At 76.7% G+C, this 22,395-nt stretch carries 18 protein-coding genes; 10 read left to right on the plus strand and 8 right to left on the minus strand.

Features of this window, described 5'->3' with window-relative positions; genetic code table 11:
- The first annotated feature begins 20 nt into the window (after positions 1-20).
- Both AC1050_RS10470 and AC1050_RS10475 read left to right on the plus strand, forming a co-directional pair.
- Positions 21-1,961: a glycoside hydrolase family 127 protein gene (locus tag AC1050_RS10470; protein WP_482387350.1), complete on the plus strand. Its 1,941-nt coding sequence runs from the start codon at positions 21-23 to the stop codon at positions 1,959-1,961.
- 247 nt (positions 1,962-2,208) lie between these two features.
- Positions 2,209-3,504: a chloride channel protein gene (locus tag AC1050_RS10475; RefSeq protein WP_482387351.1), complete on the plus strand. Its 1,296-nt coding sequence runs from the start codon at positions 2,209-2,211 to the stop codon at positions 3,502-3,504.
- Positions 3,505-3,571: 67 nt separating this feature from the next.
- Here the strand turns inward: AC1050_RS10475 and AC1050_RS10480 are convergent, their stop codons facing one another.
- From AC1050_RS10480 to AC1050_RS10495, 4 genes are all read right to left on the minus strand, one after another.
- The gene (locus AC1050_RS10480; protein ID WP_482387352.1) at positions 3,572-6,130 is read right to left on the minus strand and encodes an MMPL family transporter; all 2,559 of its coding nucleotides are present in this window, start codon (positions 6,128-6,130) and stop codon (positions 3,572-3,574) included.
- A 41-nt stretch (positions 6,131-6,171) separates the two neighbouring features.
- Positions 6,172-6,819 (minus strand): TetR/AcrR family transcriptional regulator, encoded by a 648-nt coding sequence (locus AC1050_RS10485; RefSeq protein WP_482387353.1) that lies wholly within the window; start codon positions 6,817-6,819, stop codon positions 6,172-6,174.
- An 80-nt stretch (positions 6,820-6,899) separates the two neighbouring features.
- Positions 6,900-7,565 carry a response regulator gene (locus tag AC1050_RS10490; RefSeq protein WP_482387354.1) on the minus strand — a complete coding sequence of 222 codons (666 nt, stop codon included), beginning with the start codon at positions 7,563-7,565 and terminating at the stop codon, positions 6,900-6,902.
- Positions 7,562-8,815 carry a sensor histidine kinase gene (locus AC1050_RS10495; protein WP_482387355.1) on the minus strand — a complete coding sequence of 418 codons (1,254 nt, stop codon included), beginning with the start codon at positions 8,813-8,815 and terminating at the stop codon, positions 7,562-7,564. The genes AC1050_RS10490 and AC1050_RS10495 overlap by 4 nt, the downstream gene beginning before the upstream one ends.
- Positions 8,816-8,931: 116 nt before the next feature.
- Between AC1050_RS10495 and AC1050_RS10500 the strand changes: the two genes are divergently transcribed.
- Positions 8,932-9,540 carry a hypothetical protein gene (locus AC1050_RS10500; RefSeq protein WP_482387356.1) on the plus strand — a complete coding sequence of 203 codons (609 nt, stop codon included), beginning with the start codon at positions 8,932-8,934 and terminating at the stop codon, positions 9,538-9,540.
- 40 nt (positions 9,541-9,580) lie between these two features.
- On the opposite strand, the gene AC1050_RS10505 is transcribed toward AC1050_RS10500, so the two are convergent.
- The 4 genes from AC1050_RS10505 to AC1050_RS10520 form a co-directional block, all read right to left on the minus strand.
- Positions 9,581-11,386 carry a glycoside hydrolase family 2 protein gene (locus tag AC1050_RS10505; RefSeq protein WP_482387357.1) on the minus strand — a complete coding sequence of 602 codons (1,806 nt, stop codon included), beginning with the start codon at positions 11,384-11,386 and terminating at the stop codon, positions 9,581-9,583.
- A gap of 83 nt (positions 11,387-11,469) precedes the next feature.
- Positions 11,470-12,495 (minus strand): LacI family DNA-binding transcriptional regulator, encoded by a 1,026-nt coding sequence (locus AC1050_RS10510; RefSeq protein ID WP_482387358.1) that lies wholly within the window; start codon positions 12,493-12,495, stop codon positions 11,470-11,472.
- 48 nt (positions 12,496-12,543) lie between these two features.
- Complete coding sequence (locus tag AC1050_RS10515) at positions 12,544-13,278, minus strand: SIR2 family NAD-dependent protein deacylase (protein WP_482387359.1); 735 nt, start codon at positions 13,276-13,278, stop codon at positions 12,544-12,546.
- Positions 13,279-13,287: 9 nt separating this feature from the next.
- On the minus strand, positions 13,288-14,160 hold the full coding sequence (locus tag AC1050_RS10520) for a LysR family substrate-binding domain-containing protein (protein ID WP_482387360.1): 873 nt from the start codon (positions 14,158-14,160) through the stop codon (positions 13,288-13,290).
- Between the two features lie 106 nt (positions 14,161-14,266).
- On the opposite strand from AC1050_RS10520, the gene AC1050_RS10525 reads away from it, so the two are divergent.
- The 7 genes from AC1050_RS10525 to AC1050_RS10555 all read left to right on the plus strand — a co-directional run bounded on the left by AC1050_RS10525 (position 14,267) and on the right by AC1050_RS10555 (position 22,395).
- Positions 14,267-14,653, plus strand: coding sequence for a DUF5997 family protein (locus AC1050_RS10525; RefSeq protein WP_482387920.1), 387 nt, complete (start codon positions 14,267-14,269; stop codon positions 14,651-14,653).
- A gap of 634 nt (positions 14,654-15,287) precedes the next feature.
- Positions 15,288-16,424 (plus strand): heme/hemin ABC transporter substrate-binding protein, encoded by a 1,137-nt coding sequence (locus AC1050_RS10530; RefSeq protein ID WP_482387361.1) that lies wholly within the window; start codon positions 15,288-15,290, stop codon positions 16,422-16,424.
- Positions 16,425-16,483: 59 nt separating this feature from the next.
- Positions 16,484-17,530 carry a FecCD family ABC transporter permease gene (locus tag AC1050_RS10535; RefSeq protein ID WP_482387921.1) on the plus strand — a complete coding sequence of 349 codons (1,047 nt, stop codon included), beginning with the start codon at positions 16,484-16,486 and terminating at the stop codon, positions 17,528-17,530.
- Positions 17,527-18,384, plus strand: coding sequence for a heme ABC transporter ATP-binding protein (locus AC1050_RS10540; protein WP_482387362.1), 858 nt, complete (start codon positions 17,527-17,529; stop codon positions 18,382-18,384). Before AC1050_RS10535 ends, AC1050_RS10540 begins: the two co-directional genes overlap by 4 nt.
- Positions 18,381-19,631 carry a hypothetical protein gene (locus tag AC1050_RS10545; RefSeq protein ID WP_482387363.1) on the plus strand — a complete coding sequence of 417 codons (1,251 nt, stop codon included), beginning with the start codon at positions 18,381-18,383 and terminating at the stop codon, positions 19,629-19,631. The genes AC1050_RS10540 and AC1050_RS10545 overlap by 4 nt, the downstream gene beginning before the upstream one ends.
- Positions 19,628-20,881, plus strand: a complete 1,254-nt coding sequence (locus tag AC1050_RS10550) for a hypothetical protein (protein ID WP_482387364.1) — start codon at positions 19,628-19,630, stop codon at positions 20,879-20,881. Before AC1050_RS10545 ends, AC1050_RS10550 begins: the two co-directional genes overlap by 4 nt.
- A 137-nt stretch (positions 20,882-21,018) precedes the next feature.
- Positions 21,019-22,395, plus strand: coding sequence for a hypothetical protein (locus tag AC1050_RS10555; protein WP_482387365.1), 1,377 nt, complete (start codon positions 21,019-21,021; stop codon positions 22,393-22,395).

Here is a 22,395-nt window from a genome sequence, read left to right on the forward strand (position 1 = left end):
GTCCCGCACTGGAGACCACGATGTCCGACCGCACCGGCACCACCGTCGACCGCGCCGCGCAGCACGGCCGCCCCCTCGTCCCCACGTCCGCCCGCTGGCGCCCGCTCGGCATCGACGAGGTCCGCCTGGACGGCGGCTTCTGGGGCGAGCTCCAGGAGCGCAACGCCACCGCGATGATCACCCACACCGAGCGGTGGGTGGAGCGGATGGGCTGGGCCGCCAACTTCGACCTCGCCGCCGCCGGCACGCTGCCCGAGGGCCGCCAGGGCCGCGAGTTCTCCGACTCCGAGATCTACAAGCTGCTCGAGGCGATGTCCTGGGAGGTCGGGCGCACCGGCGACGCCGACCTGGACCGGCGGCTGCGGGCCCTCGCGTCCCGGGTCGCCGCCGCGCAGGAGCCCGACGGGTACATCTCCACGATGTTCGGCCGGCCCGGCCAGGGCGCGCGGTGGTCCGACCCGGAGTGGGGCCACGAGCTGTACTGCATCGGCCACCTGATCCAGGCCGGTGTCGCCCGGGCCCGCACCCACGGCGACGACGAGCTGGTGCAGGTCGCCGTCCGCGCCGCCGACCACGTGTGCGCCGAGTTCGGCCCGGACGGCCGGCAGGGCGTCGACGGGCACCCGGAGATCGAGTCCGCGCTGGTGGAGCTGTACCGGCTGACCGGCGAGCAGCGGTACCTGGACCAGGCGCGGCTGTTCGTCGAGCGGCGCGGGCACGGGGTGCTCGCCGACATCGAGCTGGGCCGGTCCTACTTCCAGGACGACGAGCCGGTGCGGTCGGCGACGACCCTGCGGGGCCACGCGGTCCGCGCGCTGTACCTGGCCGCCGGCGCCGCCGACGTCGCCGTCGAGGACGGGGACCACGCGCTGCTGGAGGCCGTCACCGGCCAGGTCCGGTCGGCCCTCGCCCGCCGCACGTACCTGACCGGCGGGATGGGCGCGCACCACGAGGGCGAGTCGTTCGGGCTCGACTTCGAGCTGCCGCCGGACCGCGCCTACGCCGAGACCTGCGCGGGCATCGCGTCGGTGCTGGCCAACCACCGGCTGCTGCTGCAGAGCGGCGACGCCCGGCACGCCGACGCCGTCGAGCGCACGCTGTTCAACGTGCTGGCGGCGTCGCCGTCGGCGGAGGGCACCGCGTTCTTCTACACGAACCCGCTGCAGCAGCGCGTGCCCGGCGAGGTGCCGGACCCGGACGTGGCCAGCCCGCGCGCGTCGTCCAGCCTGCGCGCGCCGTGGTTCCACGTGTCCTGCTGCCCGACCAACGTCACCCGGACCGTCGCGTCCCTCGCGGCGTACGTGGCCAGCACGGACGACGACGGCGTGCAGCTGCACCAGTACGCGCCGGGCACGGTCGAGGCCACCGTCGGCGGCGAGCCCGTGCGGCTGCGCGTGGTGAGCGGCTACCCGCACGCCGGCCGCGTCGAGGTGCACGTCGAGCAGGCGCCCGCCGCGTGGACGCTCACGCTCCGCGTCCCCGCGTGGGGCACGGGCGCGACCGTCGACGCCGGGAAGGGGCCGCAGCCGGCTGCCCCCGGGTACGTCGCGGTGGCCGGTCCGGCCGCGGGCGGGACGGTCGTGCTGGACCTGCCCGTCGACCCGCGGTTCACCGTCGCGGACCCGCGGGTGGACGCCGCGCGCGGGCAGGTCGCCGTCGAGGCCGGGCCGCTCGTGTACGCGCTGGAGTCCGTCGACCTCGGCGCGGACGTCGCGCTGGTCCGGCTGGACGCCGCGCAGGCACCGGAGCGGGGGGCGGACGGGAGCGTGTCCGTGCGGGCGCGCACCGTGCCCGCGGACGACGGCGACTGGCCGTACCGCGGCGAGCCGGGTGCCGGGGGCGAGCCGGCGGGTGCCGACGAGGCGCGCACCGACGAGGCGCAGCCGGTCCCGCTCGTGCCGTACCACGCGTGGGGCAACCGCGGCCCGAGCACGATGCGCGTCTGGCTCCCCACGAGCTGACCCCGAGCGCTGGCCCGGGCCGCTGCCCGGGCGGACCCCGCCCGGGCCGCCCCGACCGCGCTCCACCGCGGCCCGTCCGCGCGGGCGAGTCGTCGAGTGTCCACGAACTCGTGCGGTCTGGACCGGTATGTCCGCGAGTTCGTGGACACTCGGCGCGGGACCGGGACCGGGACCGGGGCCCGAGCGCGGGCGGGTCACCCCGGCGGGGTGGGGTGCGGCCGCGCGGCACGTCGGTACGGTCGCGGGCGTGGCTGTCCCGCGGTCGACCCAGCCGGCCCCGCCCGCATCCGCCGTGCCGACGAGGGACCTGGCCCGGCTGACGCTCCTCGGCGCGCTCGTCGGGCTGCCGGCCGGGCTGGTCGCGTTCGCGTTCGTCGGCGTCGTGCACCTGCTGCAGACCCTGCTGTGGGACACGCTGCCGACGGCGCTCGGCCGGGACTCCCCGCCCTGGTACCTGGTGCTGGGGCTGCCGGTCGTCGGGGCGGTGCTCGTCGCCGCGGCCCGCGCCCTGCCGGGGGACGGCGGGCACCGGCCGGTCGACGGCCTGCACATGGGACCGGTCCCGCCGTCGCACGCCGCCAGCATCGCCGCGGCGGCGGTCGCGACCCTCGGCTTCGGCCTGGTGCTGGGCCCCGAGGCGCCGCTGATCGCGCTCGGCACGATCGTCGGCATCGCCATCGCGGGCGGGGCCGGGGTGCGCGGGCAGCCCGCCGCGCTGCTCGGCGCGTCGGGTGCGGCCGGGGCGATGTCCACGCTGTTCGGCGGGCCGCTGGTCGCGGGCGTGATGCTGCTGGAGGCGGGTGCCGGGGCGCTGACGGCGGCGACGCTGCTGCCGCCCCTGGCCGCCGCCGCGGTGGCCTACCTGCTGGTCACGGGCTTCGGCGACTGGACCGGCCTGCCCACCGGCGGGCTCACGGTCCCCGACCTGCCGACCTACGACCCGACTCTGCCGGACCTCGGCGTGGCGCTCGTCGTCGGGGTGCTCGCGGCGGTCGTCGTCACAGGCGTGCGCCGCGCGGCCCGCCGCGTCGTCGCCGCCGAGGCGCGGGTGCACCGGCTGCCGCTGCTGCTGGGCTCCGCGCTGCTGGTCGGGGTGCTGGCGCTCGCGGCGCAGGCGCTCGGGGCCGACCCCCGGGACGTGCTGTTCTCCGGGCAGACGTCGATCCCGGCGCTCGTCTCCGGCGACTCCACCGGGATCCTGCTGGTGCTGCTCGCGGCGAAGGGGCTGGCGTACGCGCTGAGCCTGGGCGGTGGGTTCCGCGGCGGGCCGATCTTCCCGTCGATCTTCCTCGGGGTCGGCCTGGCCGGGCTCGCGGTGACGCTGCTCGACGTCTCGCCGACGCTGGCGGTCGCGGTCGGCGTGGCCGCGGGGATGGCCGCGACCAGCCGGCTACTGCTCTCGGCGGTGCTGTTCGCCGCGCTGATGGTGGGGCGGGCGGGGCTCGACACGGCGCCGGCCGCGGTGCTCGCGGCGGTGGCCGCCTGGCTGGTCGTGCGCGTCCTCGATCCGCTGCCGCCGCCCGCAGGGTCCGACGGGGCCTGACCCGGACGCGCGAGAGCCCCGCCCGACGTGCGTCGGACGGGGCTCCGCGTCGTGCGCGAGGCGCGGGTCAGGCCCGGTGGGCCGGCTCGTGCCCCTCGGTCGGCGCCTCGGTCGACGGGTCGCCGGAGGTCCGGTGCATCGGGTGCGGGTGGCTGCGCTCCAGGGACGCGCCCTCCACGTCGACGTCCGGCAGGATCCGGTCGAGCCACCTCGGGATCCACCACGCGTGCTTCCCGGCCAGGTGCATGACCGCCGGGATCAGCAGCATGCGGACCACGAACGCGTCGAGCAGCACGCCGAACGCCAGGCCGAAGCCGAGCGGCCGGATGATCGCGGACTCGGCGAACATGAAGCCGGCGAACACCGACGCCATGATGATCGCCGCGGCGGTGACCACGACCCGGCCGGCGTGCAGGCCGCGGCGGACCGCCACCCGCGGGTCGACCCCGTGGGCGAACGCCTCGCGCATGCCGGACACCAGGAACAGCTGGTAGTCCATCGCCAGGCCGAACAGGATGCCGGTGACGATGATCGGCAGGAAGCTGAGCACCGGCGCCGGGTCGTGCACGCCGAACACGGAGCCGAACCAGCCCCACTGGTAGATGGCGACGACGCCGCCGAGTCCGGCGAACAGCGACAGCACGAACCCGAGCGTCGCGGTGACCGGCACGAAGATCGACCGGAACACGATGATCAGGATGATCAGCGACAGGCCGACCACGATCGCCAGGTAGCCCGGCAGGGCGTTCGCCAGCTTCTCGGACACGTCGACGTTGGCGCTGGTGGAGCCGGCGACGCCGAGCTGCACGTCCCCGTCCAGCGGCGAGGCGTCGCGCAGGTCGCGGACGAGCTGCTCGGTGCTCTCGCTCTCCGGGCCGTCCGTCGGGACGACCTGGAACGCGAGGACCGTGCCGGCCTCGTTGGCGCCGATCGGGGCGACCGCCACGACGTCGTCGAAGGCCGCGAGCTCCTGGCCGATCCGGACCTGCTCGCCGACCAGCTCCTCCTCGGTGACCGCCTCCGGGAGGTCGGCGACGACGAGCAGCGGGCCGTTGACGCCCGCGCCGAACTTCTCGGCGGTGATCGCGTACGCCTGGTACTGCGTCGACTCCTCGGGCTCGGCGGAGCCGGTGGGCAGGCCCAGCCGCATGGACAGCGCCGGGATCGCGATGACCAGCAGGGCCGCGAGGCCCGCCACCAGGGTCAGCACGGCGCGCGAGGTGCGCATCGGGGTGGTCGGGACCGCCTCGGGCTCCTCGTGGCCGACCGTCGCCCGCTTCTTCTTGGGCAGCACCTTCAGGCCGATCCGCGACAGCAGGGCCGGGGTCAGCGTGATGGCGATGAGGACGGCGACCAGGATGCAGAACGCGCCGACCGAGCCCATCAGACCCAGGAACGGGATGCCGGTGACGTTGAGCGCGAGCAGCGCGACGAACACCGTGGCGCCGGCGAACACGACCGCGTTGCCCGCGGTGCCGTTGGCCAGGCCGATGGACTCCTCGAGCTCGACGCCGTCGCGCAGCTGGCGGCGGTGCCGGTTCAGGATGAACAGCGAGTAGTCGATGCCCACCGCGAGGCCGAGCATGAGGCCCAGCACCGGGGTGACCGACAGCATCTCGACGGTGCCGGACAGCGACAGCGACGCGACCGCGCCGACCGCGACGCCGACCAGGGCGGACACGATGGGCAGCGCCGCGGCGATCGCCGAGCCCAGCATGATCAGCAGGACGATGCCGGCGATGACCACGCCCGCGACCTCGCCCGGGCCGAGCACGCTCGGCACGCCCTGGGTCAGGTTGTTCGACAGCTCGACCTCGGCACCCGCCAGGTCGGCGTCCTCCAGCACGGCGACGACCGCGTCCTGGGTGTCCGTGCTGATCTCGAACTGCGAGGCCTCGAACGAGATGTTCGCGACGGCGGCCGACTCGTCGGCGGAGACCTGCCGGATCTCGCTGGCCAGCTCCAGGAGGGCGGCGCCGTCCTCGAGCTGCGCGCGCTGCGCCTCGAGCTCCGCCCGACCCTGCTCGGCGGACTCCCGCCCGGCGTCCAGCTGCGCCTGCTGCGCGTCGATCTGGGCCTGGCCGGCGTCGAGCTGCGGCTGCACCTGCGCGAGCGCGCCCGCCGCCTCGGCCTGCGCGCGCTGCGCGTCGAGCGCGGCCTGCGCCTGGTCGATCTGCGCCTGGCCCGCCTCGAGCTGGGCGTCGCCGGCCTCGAGCTGGCTCTCGCCGGCCGCGATCTGCTCGCGGCCCGCGTCGATCTGCGCCTGCTGCTCGGCCAGCTGGGCCGTGGTCGCGAACGGGTCGGTGACCCCCGCGATGCCCTCGACCTCGGTCACGTCGGTGAGCGCGGCGCTGATGGCCGCGCGCTGCTCCTCCGTGAAGGCCTCGTCGTCGCCGGTGTGGAAGACGACCGTGCCGCTGCCGCCGCTCGCGGCCGGGAACTCCTCCGCGAGCTGGTCGGTCACCTCCTCCGTCGCGGTGCCGGGGATGGTGACGGCGGAGGTCAGCGCGCCGCCGAAGGCGAGGTAGGCGCCGACGGCGAGGGCGAGCACGACGACCCAGGCCGTCACGACGGCCCAGGCGCGGCGGGCGGAGAAGCGCCCGATTCGGTAGAGGAGTCCTGCCATGGTCCCTGTTCTCTCGCTGGATGGGTGGGGGTGGCGGGGCGTCAGTGCTCCGGCATGTACCCGGCTCGGACGCTGTGGATGAGCCGGTCGACGAGGGCGTCCCACGTGGCGCGCGCGTCCGGCGCTGCGGGGTCGGTGGTGGTGACCCAGTGCAGGGCGATCACGGCGACGCCGTGCACCAGGGAGGACACGAGCAGGCGGACGTCGAGCAGGTCCGCACCGGGGTAGCGGCGCAGCAGCTCGGCCGCCAGGTGGTCCGCGACCCGGGAGAACGCCTCCTCCGCGAGCGCCTGGGCGCGGGGGTCGTTGCCCTCGGCGAGCGGCCCCAGCGCACCCGCCAGGTACGTGATCGCGGCGGGCAGGTCGGCGCCCCGCAGCGTCATCGCCAGCTCGTCGAACATCGACGCGCGGGTGCCGTCGCCGACGGGGGTGGCGCTGGCGACCTCCTGGACCTGGTGGATGACCTCGTTGAGCCGCTCGGTGCAGATGCTCAGCACGACGTCGTCCAGGGAGCCGAAGTGGTTGAACACCGTCCGCCGGGAGACGTCGGCGCGCTCGGCGAGCTCGTCGACGGTGAACTGCGACCCGCGGCGCTCGTGGATCAGCGCGTCGGCAGCGTCCAGGATCGCCCGGCGGGTGCGCGCCTTGAGCGCGGTCCGTCGGTCGGTCGTGGGGTCGTCGAGCGTCACGAGGACGACGGTAAGCACGTGCCTGCACGCAGTGCAACCGTGCACGGGGTGCAACCGGTCCAGATCGGGCCCGGTGTGGCTCAGGTCACCAGGCCGGCGCGGTGCGCGACCGCCGCGGCCTCGAGCCGGGTCCGGCAGCCGAGCTTGGCGAGCACCCGGCTCACGTGCGTCTTGGCCGTCGTCTCGGACACCGTCAGCGCCGCGGCGACCTGCAGGTTGGACCGGCCGCGCCCGAGCAGGACCAGCACCTCCCGCTCGCGCGGGGTCAGCAGGTCCAGCCCCGGGACGTCGCCGGGCGCGGGTCCGGGGTCGGGCGCGGGCCCGGGCACGCTCGCGAGCACCCGGCGCGTCACCTCCGGGGCGAGGATGCCGTCGCCGGCGGCTACTCGGCGGACCGCGTCCACCAGCTCCGCCGCGCCGACCGACTTGAGCAGGAAGCCCACCGCCCCGGCCCGCAGCACGCCGAACAGGTACTCGTCCAGGTCGAACGTCGTCAGCGCCACCACCGCGGCCAGGCCCTCGGCCGTGATCCGCCGGGTCGCCTCGATGCCGTCGGTGCCGGGCATCCGGATGTCCATCAGCACCACGTCCGGGCGCAGCGCCCGCGCGTTCGCCACCGCCGCGGCGCCGTCCGCGGCCTCCCCGACGACCGTCACGTCCGCGGCCTGCTCGAGCATGAGGCGCAGGCCCGCGCGGATCGCGCCGTGGTCGTCGGCGAGCAGCACGCGGACCGGGGCGGCGGTCACGGGACGACCTCCGGGTCCAGCGGGAGCAGGGCGTGCACCCGCCAGCAGCCGTCGTCGGGCCCGGCGCTGAGCCGGCCGCCGAGGGACCGCGCGCGCTCGGTCATCGTCAGCAGGCCCGTGGCCGACCCGAGCGCCGGGGACCGGCGCGCGTCGGGCGCGCCCGCAGCCGCCAGGGCGTTGCGCACCTCGATCTCGACCCGGTCGGCGTCGACGCGGACCCGCAGGTCGACGCGGCCGCCGGCCGGCCCGTGCGCCGCGGCGTTGGTCAGGGCCTCGTGCGCGATCCGGTAGGCGGCGTGGTCCACCACCGCGGGCAGCGGCGTGGTGGCCTCCGGGGGCACGTCCACGTGCACGTCCAGGCCGCGGTCGCGGGCGGTGGCGACGAGGTCGCCGAGCCGGTCCAGGCCGGAGGCGGCCGTGCTCGCGTCCGGGGCGCGGGTGGCCTCTACGCCCGAGCTGCCCCGGAGCACCAGCACCATCGACCGCATCTCGGCCAGCGACGCCAGCGCCTCGGACCGGACGGCGCCGAGCGCGGTGCGGCCGACCGTCGCGTCCGGCGGCGCGGCCAGCGCGGCCTCGGCGTGGATCGCGATGGCCGACAGCCGGCTGGCCACGACGTCGTGCAGGTCGCGCGCCATCGCCGCCCGCTCGCCGCGCACCGCCGCCTCGCGGTCCAGGTCGGCGATCCGCTCGACGTCGGCGGCGTGCGCGCGGGCGAGGTCGGCCTGCGCGCGCTCGAGCTCCGCCCGGCGGGCCTCGGACGCCGCGAGGTCGGACTTCGCGCGGACCTCGGACCCCCACCACAGCGGCGTGACCAGCAGGGCGACCGCCTGCAGCGTCGCCGCGAGCGCGGACCGGAGCCCGCCCCCGGTCGCCGCGGTCACCACCGGGGTGGCGACGACCAGCGCGGCGACGACCCCGGTGAGCACCCGGCGCCCTCGCGGCGGCAGCTGCACGGCGGCGGTGTAGAGCGCGTCCACCAGGACCAGCAGCAGGCCGATGCTGCCGCCGAGCGGGACCGCCGCCGCGTTCGCCGCGACGGCGACCACGAGGACCGCCACGGGGTGCCGGCGCTTCGCCACCAGCGCGGCGCAGGCGGCCAGCAGCAGCGCGGCGTGCAGCCAGCCGGCCGCGGCGCCCTCGGCCGCCGGGCCCGACCCGGCGACCCCCGCGCCGAAGAGGAGCAGCCCGGCCGCCAGGTACGCGAGCGCGACGCCGCGGTCGTCGAGGCGGGGCGGACGCAGGCGCATGCCGCCATCCCAGCACGAGGCGTCCCCGGACGGGTCCTCCGGACGGAGGACCCGGGCGGCGAGGATCGTGCGGACGGCCGACGCCCGCGCCCCCGGACCCCGGCGACGCTGCGGTCATGGACCTGATCCGCTCGAACCCGGTCGCCGCGCTCGTCCTCGCCTGCGAGGTGGCCTTCTGGGTGTTCCTCGCCGCCGCGGTCGTCACCCGCTACGCGCTGCGGATGCGCCGGCTGTCGACGGTGCTCCTGCTCTGCGAGCCGCTGCTGGAGGTCGTGCTGCTGGTCGCGACGGTCGGCGACCTGCTGCGGGGCAGCGAGGCGACGTGGACGCACGGCCTGGCGGCGCTCTACCTGGGGTTCACCGTGGCGTTCGGCAAGCGGACCGTGCACGCCGTCGACGCCTGGGTGGCGCACCGGTTCGCCGGCGGGCCGGCGCCCGTGCGGCCCCCGCGGCACGGGCCGGTGCGCCTCCGGTACGAGTGGGCGCTGTGGCTGCGGGTGCTGCTGGCGTGGGCCGTGGCGTGGGTGGTGCTCGGGGTGCTGCTGCTCATCACCCTGGGGGCCGGCGACGCCGCGGCCCAGCAGCAGGAGGTGCTGCTGGGCTGGGGCGCGCGGGCGACCGTCGTCCTCGTGGCGTGGCTGGTGTTCGGGCCGGTCTGGGAGCTGCTCACGCCGCGCGAGCGGGCCGGGGCGCCGCAGGACCAGCACGCGCCGGGCGGACGGTAGCCGCCGGCCCGGCGCGTGCCGTGCTGTGCTGTGCCGGCCCTCAGCCCGCGAAGATCCGGTGCAGGGTCTCGACCGGGAGCTTCGGGTTCCGGTGCTCGTCGCACAGGCCGTTGGTCTCCAGGCCGGTGTCGGTCAGCTGGGTGTAGCAGTACCCGCGCAGCGCCGTCGACGCCCGCACCGCTCCCAGCAGGTCGGACAGCCGCGCCTCGAGGTCCTCGGCCGACCGCGCCTCGGAGTAGCCCCACGAGCCCGCGGGCGCGTCCGGCGCGTAGGACACGCCGCCGAACTCCGTGAGCAGCACCGGGATCGTGCCCGGCTCGGGCGCCGGCCCGCCGACCCACATCCGCCGGCCCGCGGGGCCGAACCCGGTCACGGTCGTCGCGACGGCGGCGTCGTCGGCGTACCGCTCGGCCAGCACCGCCCCCGTGTCGGCGTAGTCGTGCACGGTGAGCAGGTCCGAGGAGGTGTGCTCCCAGCCGTCGTTCGAGATCACCGGCCGGGTCGGGTCGAGCGCGCGGGTCAGGTCGGTGAGCGCGCGGCTGTACGCCTGCTGGGCGGGGTCGTGCGCGACGTGCTGGACGCCCCAGGACTCGTTGAACGGCACCCAGGCGATGATCGAGGGGTGCGAGACGTCGCGCCGCACGATGTCGAGCCACTCGCGGGTGAGCTGGGCGACCGCCTCGTCGCTGAACCGGTAGGCACCGGCGGTCTCGGACCACACGGTGAGGCCCAGCACGTCGCACCAGTACAGGTAGCGCGGGTCCTCGATCTTCTGGTGGATCCGCACGGAGTTGAACCCGAGCGACTTGGTCAGCTCCACCTCCGCGCGCAGCGCGGCCACGCTCGGCGGCGTCAGGTGCGACTCGGGCCAGTACCCCTGCTCCAGGACCGAGCGCAGGAAGTACGGCCGGTCGTTGAGCAGCAGCTGGTCGCCGGCGGTCGCCACCGACCGCAGCCCGCAGTACGAGTCCAGGCGGTCCAGGACGCCGTCGTCGCCGTCCAGCAGCGCCACGTCGGCGTCCAGCAGCACGGGGGACTCGGGCGACCAGAGCAGCCGCTCGTAGGCCTGCCCGTTCTGCTGCCGGGGCAGCGGGACGGACAGGGCGGCGACGGACCCCTCGACGGGGACCTCCGCGGCGCCGAGGTCCTCGCCGGCCCGGGACAGCCGCACCCGCACCCGGGTGCCGGCCGGGGCGGTGGCGCGCAGCCGGACCTGGGCGTGCATCAGGCCGCCCGGCACGTCCGGCCGCCAGGTCAGCGTGTCCACGGCGACGGCGGGCACCTGCTCCAGCCAGACGGTGCGCCAGATCCCGGACGTGCGGTGGTACCAGATGGCGTGCTGCTCGGGCTGCCAGTCCTGCTTGCCGCGGGGCTGCTCGACGTCCGTGCGGTCGTCGGTGGCCCGCACGACGACGACGTGGCCGTCCGCGGGCAGGTCCGGGTCCAGCAGGTCGGTGACGTCGGCGCTGAACGTCGTCTGCCCGCCCTCGTGCCGCACGGCGTGCCGGCCGTCGACCCACACGTCCGCCTCGTGGTCGACCGCGCCCAGGTGCAGCAGCAGCCGGTCGCCGCCGAGCCCGGTCGGCACCGGCAGGGACCGGCGGTACCAGAGCGCGGCGTGATCGCCGTGGTCGCCGATGCCGGACGCGGCCGACTCCGGGGGGAACGGCACCTGGATCTCGCGGTCGAAGCCGGGGGCCCCGACGGCGTGCCACCGCTCGCGGAGCCCCGCGTCGGAGTCGTCGAACCCGAACTCCCACGTGCCGTCGAGCGACCACCAGCGGCCGTCGCGGATCAGCTGGGGGCGGGGGTGCAGGCCTCGGTCGGTGGCTGACGTCGTCGTCATGGCGGTCCTTCGCTCGGGTGCTGGGCGGCTGCCGTCGCCCATGTTGCCACGTGGCAAAGCCCGCCGTCACGGGGGTCTTCGCCTCAGGTGCCGGTCGACTCCCGGACCACGACGGCGTGCGGCACCGTGAGGTCACGCGCCGCGCCGGCGTCCCCGCCGTCCTCCAGGCGGGCGACCAGGCGGCCGACGGCGACCCGGGCGATCGCGTCCCGGTCCGGTCGCACCGAGCTCAGGGACGGCGTCGCGAACCGCGCCTCCTCGACGTCGTCGAACCCCATCAGCGCGACGTCCTGCGGGACCCGCACCCCGCGCGTCAGGCATGCCCGCAGCGCGCCGACCGCCAGCACGTCGGTGAAGCAGAACACCGCGTCCGGGCGGACGTCCTCGTCCAGCAGGGCGCTCATCGCGGCGTACCCCGCGGACCGCTCGTAGGCGTCGACGTGCCGCAGCAGCCGGGGGTCGGCCACCAGCCCCGCGTCCGCCAGCGCCAGCCGGAAGCCCTCCTCGCGCTGCCGGCCGGTCTGCGCGAGCGGGTCGTGCTGCAGGCCGATCGCCCCGATCCGACCCCGCCCCGTGGACACCAGGTGCGCGGTCGCCGCGCGGGCCGCGGCGACGTTGTCGATGTGCACGTGGTCGAACGCCGTGTCCACCGTGCGCTCGCCGAGCAGCACGACCGGCCGGTCCGGGTCGGCCTCCAGCAGGTCCGCCGCCGTCAGCGCGAGCGGGCTGAGCACGAGCCCGTCGAACATGGCGCCGCGCGGGCCCCGCAGCAGCAGCTCGCGCTCGCGGTCCGGGTCGCCGTCGGTCTGGTCGACCACGACCGTGAAGCCCGCGGCCGTGGCCTCGCGGACCACGGCGCGCGCCAGCTCGGCGAAGTACGGCTGGTCCAGCGCCGGCACCACCAGGCCCAGCAGCCCGGTGCGGCCGGTCCGCAGCGAGCGCGCCGCGGCGTTCGTCCGGTAACCCAGCCGGTCGATGACGGCCTGCACGTGCGCACGGGTGTGCGGCGCGACGTGCGGGAAGCCCGTGACGACGTTGGACACGGTCCGCGGCGAGACGCCGGCCGCGCGCGCGACCTCCTGCAGCGTCACCGCACCCTTGCGAGCCATGCGCCGCACCCTAACGGGTGCGTGCGGCGGCGCCGGGGTGAGCGGACCTCAGTCCCGGGCGAGCAGCTCGGCCACGAGGGCGGGCAGCGCCTGCTCGATCGGCTCGCGCACGACCCGGTCCGCCAGGCGGTCGTAGGGCGTCGGCTCGGCGTTGACGATGACCACCTCGGCCCCGGACTCCGCGGCGAGCCCGGCCAGGCCGGCGACGGGCCCGACCGTGAGCGTGGTGCCGACCGCCACGAAGACGTCACCGTCCTGCGCCGCCGCGATCGCGCGCTCCAGCGGGCGCTCGGGCAGCCGCTCGCCGAAGTAGACGACGTCCGGCTTGAGCACGCCGCCGCACACCCGGCACGGCGGGTCGGGCTCGGCGTCGAGGCGGGCGAGCACGTCGGCGGTCGGCTGCCGGGCCCCGCACGCCAGGCAGGACGTGGTCCGCAGCGTGCCGTGCAGCTCGAGGACCTGCCCGGGGTCCGAGCCTGCGGCCTGGTGCAGGCCGTCGAAGTTCTGGGTGAGCAGCGCCTGCAGGCGGCCCGCGCGCTCCAGGTCGACCAGGGCGTGGTGGCCGGCGGCCGGCTGCGCCGTGAGCACCGGGTGGCCCCGCCAGGCGGCCCAGCCGCGCCGGCGGACGTCGGGGTCGGCGACGTACCGGCCGATCTCCAGCAGCTCGACCTGGTCGGGGTGCCGGGTCCAGGTGCCCTGCGGCCCGCGGAAGTCGGGGATGCCGGCGGCGGTGGAGATGCCGGCGCCGGTCAGCACCGTGACGCGCAGGCCGGGCGCGGGCATGTGCACGGCTCAGCGCCCCCGGCCGCCGCGGGACCGGCCGCGACCGCCGCCGGACCCGAAGGACGGCCGGCCGCCGCGGGCCCGTGCGGGGGCGCCGCCGCGGCCGGAGGTGGCCGGGCCCGTGCCGCGGGTCCGCCCGGCCGCCTGCGGGGGCTCCGGCGTCGAGGCGCTCGCGGTGCCGCGCCCGCGGGAGCTGTTCGCGGTGCGCCCGCGCACGATGCCGATCAGCTCCTCGACCAGCGGGTCGCCGTCCCGCTCCCGCGGCCACGCGAGGGCCGCCTGCACCGTCGGGGCGTCGACCAGCGGCCGGTAGGTGAGGTCCTTGCGGTGATGCAGCCGGGCGAGCGACTGGGGCACGGCCAGCAGCCCGACGCCGGAGGCCACCAGGGCGACGGCCTCCTCGGTGGTCGCCGGGGTCGGCAGCGCGGACGGCTCGCCGGGCGGGTCCGCCCAGCGCAGCACGTCGTCGGCGGGGACCAGCAGCGTCTCCTCCGCGAGGTCCGCGGGCGCCACCTCGTCGAGCGTCGTGAGCACGTGGTCCTTCGGCAGCACGACGACGGTGGTCTCGACGTAGAGCGGGATCGCCGACAGCGCGTCGCGGTCGACGGGCAGCCGCAGCAGCGCCGCGTCCGCCTGCCCGCCCGCGAGCGCCGGACCGGCGTCGGCGTCGGTGGTCGGCACCAGCTCCAGCGCCACGTCGGCCACGCGCTCGCGCCAGGTGCGCACCCAGGACGCCGGGACGACGCCCGGTGCGAGCAGCAGCCGGAAGGCGGCCCGGCCGTCCCGCGTCGGCTCGCCGGCGGGCCGCGGCGCGGGCGGGGCGGGGGCGAGGTCCTCGGGGGCGAGGTCCTCCGGCGCGAGGGGTTCGGGGTGCTCGGACATCGGCGCCAGCGTAGCCGGGCGGTGCATCCGTATCCTGGTGCCCGTGACTTCCGACTCCTCGTCCTCCCCGGCGTCCCCCGCCCGCCGTCCGCGCGCCTCGCAGACCATGAAGCCGACGACCGCGGCCGCCAAGCTGGGCGTGTACCTGCCGGCGACGCCCGCGGAGTTCCAGGACGGCCCGGTCTCCCGCGAGGAGCTCGACGCCCTGCAGCGCACGCCGCCGGAGTGGCTGACCGAGCTGCGCCGCACCGGCCCGCACCCGCGGTCCGTCGTCGCCGCCCGCCTGCGCATCTCGACGTCCGCCCTGGCCCGCAACGGCCTCACGGACCCGCTGACCACCGAGCAGATCGACGCGATCATCGCCGAGAACCCCGAGTGGCTGCACCGCGAGCGCGCGACGCAGGCCGAGGTGAAGCGCGAGGAGCAGCGCATCCGCGAGCGTGACGCGGCCCGCGCGGCCGAGCGCGCGGAGCAGCCGAAGCCGCAGGACTGACGCCCCTAGCGCGGGGATCCCCGCGCGCCGCTCCTGGTCGACGACGCCCAGGAGCGTTCACGGGCGCGCCCGGGATCCACGACCCGCGCGCGCCCCGCGGCCGCGCCGACGGGCACCGAGTGCGCAGAACCTGCGCCGAGATGTCCGTTTCGCGCGCACGTTTCTGCACACTCGACGCGGGTTGGCGCCCGCGGACGCACAGGACCGCGGTCGGGTGCGCGGGGTCGCGCCCGGGCCCGCCCGCTCGCGCCCGCGCGGCTGCGCGGTCCCGGGGTCGCGGGAGATCGAGTGTCCAGAAACTCGGTCGAGATGTCCCGTTTGCGCCCCGGTTTGTGGACACTCGACGGCCGCGCGGCGGTTTCGAGCCGGTCGATCGAGCGGCTGGTGCGCGGGCTTGCGGGCCCCGTGGGGCCTGCCGCGCAGTGCCCCCCGCTCGCGGCCGCCTGCCTGCGCGACCCGCCTTCGCGGTCCGCGTGGGGGCCACGGTCGCCGGGCCCGGGCCACCAGCCGCACTGCTGCGGCTGTGGCTGCCGCTGTGCCACCCGGGATGTCCCGGATGTCCTGCGGTGTCTTGTCTTCTGAGGGCTACCTAACTTAGGTTTGGCTCACCTTCCCACCTCAGGAGTCCTTCCGCATGGTCCCGCGCCGCCCGTCCGGCCTCCCGTCGCAGCACCGCAGCACCCGCCGGACGGTCCCGGCGCTGGTCGCGGCCCTGCTGGCCGTCGTCCTCGCCGGGTGCACCACGGCTGCGGGACCCGGCGGCGACGGTGCCGCGGCGGCCGGTGACCGGCCCGCGCTGAGCGAGCTGACCCCGCTGGAGGACCCGCGCGCGTTCGTGGGGGAGCAGACCGCGCTCTCGGCGCCGACCCCCGTCGAGCCGGTGACCGACGACGCGCGGCCCGCCCTGCCGGTGACCGTCACGGACGCGCAGGGCACCGCCGTCACGGTGACCGACACCAGCCGGATCCTCGCGCTGGACCTGTACGGGTCGACGTCCCGGGTGGTCTACGAGCTGGGGCTCGGGGACAGCGTGGTGGGGCGCGACGTCTCGTCGGACTTCCCGGAGATCGCCGACAAGCCGCTGGTCACCAGCAACGGCCACGAGCTGACCGGGGAGGCGATCCTCGAGCTCGCGCCGACCCTGATCATCACCGACACCACCCTCGGCCCGTGGGACACCGTGCTGCAGATGCGGGACGCCGGGATCCCGGTCGTGGTCGTCGACGCGCACCGCAGCCTGGACACGGTCGACGACCTGATCGCGTCCGTCGCCGCCGCCGTGGGGCTGCCGGAGGAGGGCGCCGCGCTGGCCGCGCGCACCCAGGCCGAGATCGGCGAGGTCACCGCGGAGATCGCCCGGCTCGCCCCCGAGGACCCGGCCGACCGGCTCCGCGTGGTGTTCCTCTACCTGCGCGGGCAGGCCGGCGTCTACTACATGTTCGGCTCGGGATCGGGCGCGGACTCCCTGATCACGGCGCTCGGCGGCGTGGACGTGGCGGGTGAGATCGGCTGGGACGGCATGCGGCCGATCACCGACGAGGGGCTGGTCGCCGCCCAGCCCGACCTGGTGCTGGTGATGACCACGGGCCTGGCGTCCGTCGGCGGGGTGGACGGGCTGCTCGAGCAGCTGCCCGCCGTCGCGCAGACGCCGGCCGGGGAACACCGCCGCGTCGTCGACATGGCGGACACCCAGATCCTGTCGTTCGGGCCGACGTCGGCGCAGACGCTCGACGCCCTGGCGCGCGCCTTCTACGCGCCGGACGCCGCGTGACCGCGCTCCGCGAGCAGCAGGTCGGGACCCGGGCACCGGCCGCGCCGGGCCGCCCCGCGCTGCCGCCGGCCCACACCCGCCGTGTCGCGCTGCTCGCCGCCGGCCTGGTCCTGGCGCTGCTGGTGGTCGCGGTCGTGTCGGCGGGCACGGGCCAGCTGCGGGTGCCGCCGGCCGAGGTGCTCGGGTCCGTGCTGCACCGGCTCGGGCTGGACGTCGGCCCGCTGCCGAGCCACCCGAACGGCGACGCGGCCCTGTGGACCATCCGGTTCCCGCGGGTGGTGATGTCGCTGCTGGTCGGCGCCGCGCTCGCCACGGCCGGCGCCCTCATGCAAGGCGTGTTCGGCAACCCGCTGGCGGAGCCCGGCGTGGTCGGGGTGTCCTCGGGCGCCGCGCTCGCGGCGTGCACGGGCATCGTGTTCGGGCTGTCGTTCCTCGGGCCGTTCACGTCGGCGGCGCTCGCGTTCGCCGGCGGCCTGGTCACCACGCTGGCGGTCTACCTGCTGGCTCGGTCCGGCGGTCGCACCGAGGTCGTGACGCTGGTGCTGACCGGGGTCGCCGTCAACGCCGTGTGCGGCGCCGGCATCGCCTTCCTCACCTTCCTCGGCGACACCCAGGCGCGCGAGCAGATCGTGTTCTGGCAGCTCGGCAGCCTGAACGGCACCCGCTGGGAGTACGTCGCGGTGGTCGCGCCGTTCGTCGCGGTCGGCCTGGTCGTGGCCCTGCTGGTGGCGCGCCGCCTGGACCTGCTGGCGCTGGGGGAGCGGGCCGCCCGGCACGTCGGGGTCGACGTCGAGCGGCTGCGGGTCGTCTGCATCGTCGCGGTCGCGCTGCTGACCGGCGCGGCCGTGGCGTTCTGCGGGATCGTGTCGTTCGTCGGGCTGGTCGTGCCGCACCTGGTGCGGATGGCCGTCGGGCCGGGGCACCGTGCGCTGGTCCCGCTCAGCGCGCTGGGCGGCGCCGTCCTGCTGCTCGCCGCCGACCTCGTGGCGCGGACCGCCGTGGCCTACGCCGACCTGCCCATCGGCATGCTGACCGCGCTGGTCGGCGGGCCGTTCTTCTTCTGGCTGATCCGGCGTACCCGCCGGCAGGCGGGGGGCTGGGCGTGACCGGCGTCGACGGCGTGCGGGTGTCCGCACGCGACGTCGCGTTCGCCGTCGAGGGCGCGGTGCTGCTGGACGGCGTCGACCTGGACGTGCGCGCGGGGGAGGTGCTGGCGGTCGTCGGGCCGAACGGCGCCGGCAAGTCGACGCTGCTCGGCGTGCTCGCCGGCGACCTCGCCCCCACGCGCGGCGAGGTCCGGTACGCCGGTGCCGACGTGCGCCGGCTGAAGGTCGGCGACCTGGCCCGGCTCCGCGGGGTGCTGCTGCAGGAGCACACGCTGTCCTTCCCGTTCCCCGTCGTCGACGTCGTGCGGATGGGCCGGTCACCGTGGCGCGGCACCCCGCTGGAGGACGACGACGACCGCGCCGTGGCCGCCGCCCTCGTCGAGGCCGAGGTCGCGCACCTCGCCGCCCGGCGGTTCCCGTCGCTGTCCGGCGGGGAGAAGGCGCGGGTCGCGTTCGCCCGTGCGCGGGCGCAGGCCACCCCGGTGCTGCTGCTGGACGAGCCGACCGCGGCCCTCGACATCCGGCACCAGGAGCTGCTGCTGGAGCGCGCCCGGGACCGCGCGCGGGCCGGTGACGCGGTGGTCGCGGTGCTGCACGACCTGTCCCTGGCGGCCGCGTACGCCGACCGGGTCGCGGTGCTGGCGCGCGGGCGGGTGCGCGGGATCGGCGCGCCGCCCGACGTGCTGACCTCCGCGCTGCTGACCGAGGTGTACCGGTACCCGGTCGAGGTGCTGCCGCACCCGCGGACCGGCGCGCCGCTGGTGCTGCCGGACCGGACCTCCGCCGCCTCGCCGACGCCCGGACCCGCCAGCCCGCCCAGCCCCACGACCGCCGAGACGGAGCCCGCCCGATGACCCCCCTGACCCACCCGGCCCGCGCGCTGCTCGCCCGGGCGGCCGCGGCCGCGCTGGCCGCGGTGCTCGCGCTCGTCGGCTTGGTCGTCATCGCGCCCGCCGCGTCCGCCGCCGCCTCGGTCACCGTCTCCGGCGGCACCGTGTCCGCCGACGGCCCGACCACCGTGCGGGTCAGCGGCGTGGGGTTCCAGTCGATCCAGGGCGCGTTCGGCGGCATCTACGTCGTGTTCGGCTGGGTCTCCGACCCCACCGGGTCCGCGTGGAAGCCGTCCGCCGGCGGCCGCACCGGCGACGGGTACCGGTACGCGCCGGACACCGAGTCGACCGAGAACCAGGGCTTCCAGCGCTTCGTCGCGTTCCCCGGCTCGGACACCGCGGGCGCGGCCAACGGCGGGCTGATCGCCGCCGACGGCACCTGGTCCACCGACCTGGTCATCCCCGGTGCGCGGTTCGTGTCGCAGGACCGGGACGGCGCGCAGACCGAGGTCGACTGCACGCAGGTGCAGTGCGGCGTCCTCACCTTCGGGGCGCACGGCGTGGTGAACCCGTCCAACGAGACGTTCACGCCGATCTCGTTCGGCTCCGCGCCCGTAGCCGCCGCAGGTGCCGGCGCAGCCGCGGCCGGGACGCCCGCGGCGGGGACCGAGGCCGTCGCCGAGCGCGCCCCCGCGTCGCTGGGCGTCGACCGGGCGACCGCGGTGCAGGGCCGGGCGATGACCTTCGCCGCCCAGGGCTTCGAGCCGGGTGAGCAGGTGGTCGGCACCCTCGACTCCGGCGTGGTCTCCGTCGGGCCGCTGACCGCCGGCGCGCACGGCGAGATCGCCGGCGTGCTGCAGCTGCCCGCCGACCTGCGGCTGGGCACGCACGTGCTCAAGCTGACGGGCGCGCAGTCCGGGCTCGCGCCCGAGGTCGAGGTCACCGTGACCCGCGATCCCGCGGAGGCGAGCGCCGCCGACCTGGTCGCGGCCGCCGCGGCGACCGGCGCGACCGACGGGGGCGTGCTGCTCGGGCTGTCCGGTGCGGAGCTCGCCGTGGCGGTCGCCGGGCTGCTGCTGCTCGTCGTCGTGCTGGTGTCGGCGGCGACCGCCGTCCGCCGCCGGCGCGCGACCCGGCGCACGGCGGCACCCGCTCCGTCCGCACCCGCCGTGGCGCCCGATCCCGACCGCACGCAGACCGTCCCGCCGGTGCGCGTGCCGGTCGCGACGTCGCCGGGTGCCGCCAGCACCGCGACCGGGGCGACGCGGTGAGGCGGGCCCTCGCCCTCGCCGCGCTGTCCGCCGGCCTGCTGCTCGCCGCAGCCCCGGTCGCCGCGGCGGCCCCGGCCGCGCCCGTGCCGGACGACCAGATCGACATCACCGTCACCGTCCCCGACCGCTCGGGCCTGCCGTTCACGGTGTCCGACGCGGCGCTGCGCTGGTCGGTGAACACCGAGATGGGATCGGGCGCGTACTTCGGCGGCTGCAACTACCTGATGGCCGGTGTGCCCGGGCCGGACGGCGACGCGGGGAAGGCCAAGGTCTGGTCCGCGACCGACGGGCTGTACCGCGCCGTGCAGGACGACGTCCGGGTCGAGAAGCCGGGTCCCGACGGCACCTTCGCCCCGGCGACCTGGGCGAACCGGTGCCAGGACCGCCACGGCACCACCGTCACCACCGGCAACGGGCTGAGCACCGAGACCCAGGTGGTCCTCGAGGGCGGCACCGGCCGGGTCGACCCCGGCACGGGCACGGCGACGGTGCGCTGGACCGGCACGTTCTCGGTGGTGATGTACGGCGGCATGTCCTACTGGTGGGCGTCCGACCCGGTGCTCACCGTCGCGGCCGACGGCTCCGCGCGCCTGACGGCGACCGCCGGCGGCTTCGGCACCGACATGGCGGACCAGTCCCGGTGGGAGCGGCTCGACCCGACCACGGTCGTGCTGGCCGAGCTGCGCGGCGTCGACGTCGGCGCGGACGACCGCGGCCTCTCCGGGCTGCCGGCGTACCTGGGCGTCGCGGTGCGCACTCCCGCCGGCTCGGCTCCGCAGGACCGCCGGGGCGCCGACTGGGGCGCGTTCCCGCAGTCGTTCGTCGACTTCCAGGGCAGGACCGGGCAGGCGGCGTACTGGTACTCCAGCGGCGGCGCGGCCGACGCCCGCAAGCCCGCGACCCCGCTGTACGTGTCCTACGACGCCGACGTCCCGCTCACCCCGGCCGACGAGCGTCCCGCGGCGCCCGCTGCCGGGCAGACCTCGGCGCTGACCGCCGCCGGCAACCGGGTCGTGCCCCGTGCGGCGGCCGGGTCCTCGTCCGACGTGCTCGCCGCCGGTGCGCTGCCGCCGGTGCCCGGCGTGACGGCGGTGACCGTCGGGCGCGACCTCCCCGGCCTGGTGCCCGCCACGGCCGGCTCCGGGACCGGCCGCGACCGGGCGGCGTGGGGCCTGACCGGCCTGCTGCTCGCGGGCTCGGGCACCGTCATCGGCTTCCGCCGCGGCTGGCTCGTCCTGCCGTGGCGCTGATCCCCGGGCCGGCGCGGACGCCGGCTCGGACCCCCGGTGCGCCGCACGGCGCGCCGACCCCCGCCGGGCCCCCGCCCGGCACCGACCGAGAGGAACTGACGATGGTGGATGCGAACCGTCACCGAGCGCGGCGTGCCGTGGCCGCCCTGGGGGCAGTCGCCCTGGGTGCCGCGACCGCGCTGGTGACCGCGCTGCCGGCCGCCGCGGCGCCGGCGACCGTCGACGACGTCCAGCTGCGCTGGACCCTGAACCAGGAGACCGGCGGCGGCGCGTACTTCGGCGGCTGCAACTTCCTCAGCGCCGGCGCGGCCGGCAACACCGGGTCGTCCCGGACCTGGACGGAGGCGGACGGGTTCTACGCGTCGGCCGCCGGGAACGTCACGATCCAGAAGCCGACCGCCGCGGGCGGCTACGAGCAGCCGACCTGGGCGACCAGGTGCGTGGGGGCGAACGGCGCCGCCGTGAACCCGCAGGCCGGCAGCAGCACGCTGAACCAGGCCGTGTTCGCGGGCGGCACCGGCACCGTCGACGTCGCCGCGGGCACCGCGTCGATCGCGTGGGACGGCGACGTCACCGTCGCGTTCTACGGCGGCATGACCTACTGGACGTTCAGCGACCCGGTCCTCACCGTGGCGGCGGACGGGACCGGCCAGCTGACCGGTACGGCGTCCGGCTACGGCACCTCGATGGAGGACATGTCGCAGTGGGTCCCGGTGGCCCCGGAGCAGATCGTCCTCGCCGACCTGACCGGCGTGGCCGTGGACGCCGACGGCTTCACCGTCACCCCGGACTACCTGGGGGTCGAGGTCACCCCGGCGGGCGGCACCCAGACCCGGACGGGCGCGAGCTGGGGCTCGTTCCCGCAGTCGTTCGTGGACTTCCAGGCCAAGACGGGCCAGACCTCGTACTGGTACTCCTCGGGCGGCGCGGCCGACCCGAAGAAGGTCACCCAGCCGCTGGCCGTCGCGTGGACCGTCGACGCGACCGACCCGGGCACCGACCCCGGCACCGACCCGGGCACGGGCGGGGACGCGGACGTCGACCTCGAGGTCACCGTCCCCACCACCCCCGTCGAGCCCGAGCCCGGTGAGCTGACCTGGTCGGTCGGCGGCGGCGCGGGCGCGGTCAGCCTCGGCACGGCCGTCGCGGACGCGAGCGGGTTCAGCGCGTCCGGTGCGCTCAAGCAGGTCTCGGTCTCCGACACGCGCTCCACCGGCGACGCGTGGACCCTCAACGGCGCGGTCTCGGCGTTCACCGGCACGGCCGGCTCGTTCCCGGGCTCCGCGCTCGGCTGGACCCCCGCGCTGAGCGGCAACTCCGTCGGCGCCGTCGCCGGTGCGCCCGTGACCGCGGGTGCCGGTTCCGGCCTGTCGGCGTCCTCGACGCTGGTCTCCGCGCCCGCCGGCCACCCCGCCGGCACCGTGGCGGTCGACGCCGCCCTGGGTCTGCGCCTGCCGCTCGACACCCCGTCGGGCGACTACACCGGGGTGCTGACCCTGACCGTGGTCGGCTGA

The sequence above is a fragment of the Cellulomonas sp. NEAU-ZC6 genome (assembly GCF_056844425.1).

What these genes read in the sequence shown, in the direction of transcription:
- AC1050_RS10530 (WP_482387361.1), top strand. Translation starts at nt 15,288, where the DNA reads ATGGTCCCGCGCCGCCCGTCCGGCCTCCCGTCGCAGCACCGCAGCACC.
- AC1050_RS10480 (WP_482387352.1), bottom strand. Translation starts at nt 6,130, where the DNA reads ATGGCAGGACTCCTCTACCGAATCGGGCGCTTCTCCGCCCGCCGCGCC.
- AC1050_RS10495 (WP_482387355.1), bottom strand. Translation starts at nt 8,815, where the DNA reads ATGCGCCTGCGTCCGCCCCGCCTCGACGACCGCGGCGTCGCGCTCGCG.
- AC1050_RS10470 (WP_482387350.1), top strand. Translation starts at nt 21, where the DNA reads ATGTCCGACCGCACCGGCACCACCGTCGACCGCGCCGCGCAGCACGGC.
- AC1050_RS10525 (WP_482387920.1), top strand. Translation starts at nt 14,267, where the DNA reads ATGAAGCCGACGACCGCGGCCGCCAAGCTGGGCGTGTACCTGCCGGCG.
- AC1050_RS10500 (WP_482387356.1), top strand. Translation starts at nt 8,932, where the DNA reads ATGGACCTGATCCGCTCGAACCCGGTCGCCGCGCTCGTCCTCGCCTGC.
- AC1050_RS10520 (WP_482387360.1), bottom strand. Translation starts at nt 14,160, where the DNA reads ATGTCCGAGCACCCCGAACCCCTCGCGCCGGAGGACCTCGCCCCCGAG.
- AC1050_RS10515 (WP_482387359.1), bottom strand. Translation starts at nt 13,278, where the DNA reads ATGCCCGCGCCCGGCCTGCGCGTCACGGTGCTGACCGGCGCCGGCATC.
- AC1050_RS10510 (WP_482387358.1), bottom strand. Translation starts at nt 12,495, where the DNA reads ATGGCTCGCAAGGGTGCGGTGACGCTGCAGGAGGTCGCGCGCGCGGCC.
- AC1050_RS10545 (WP_482387363.1), top strand. Translation starts at nt 18,381, where the DNA reads ATGACCCCCCTGACCCACCCGGCCCGCGCGCTGCTCGCCCGGGCGGCC.
- AC1050_RS10505 (WP_482387357.1), bottom strand. Translation starts at nt 11,386, where the DNA reads ATGACGACGACGTCAGCCACCGACCGAGGCCTGCACCCCCGCCCCCAG.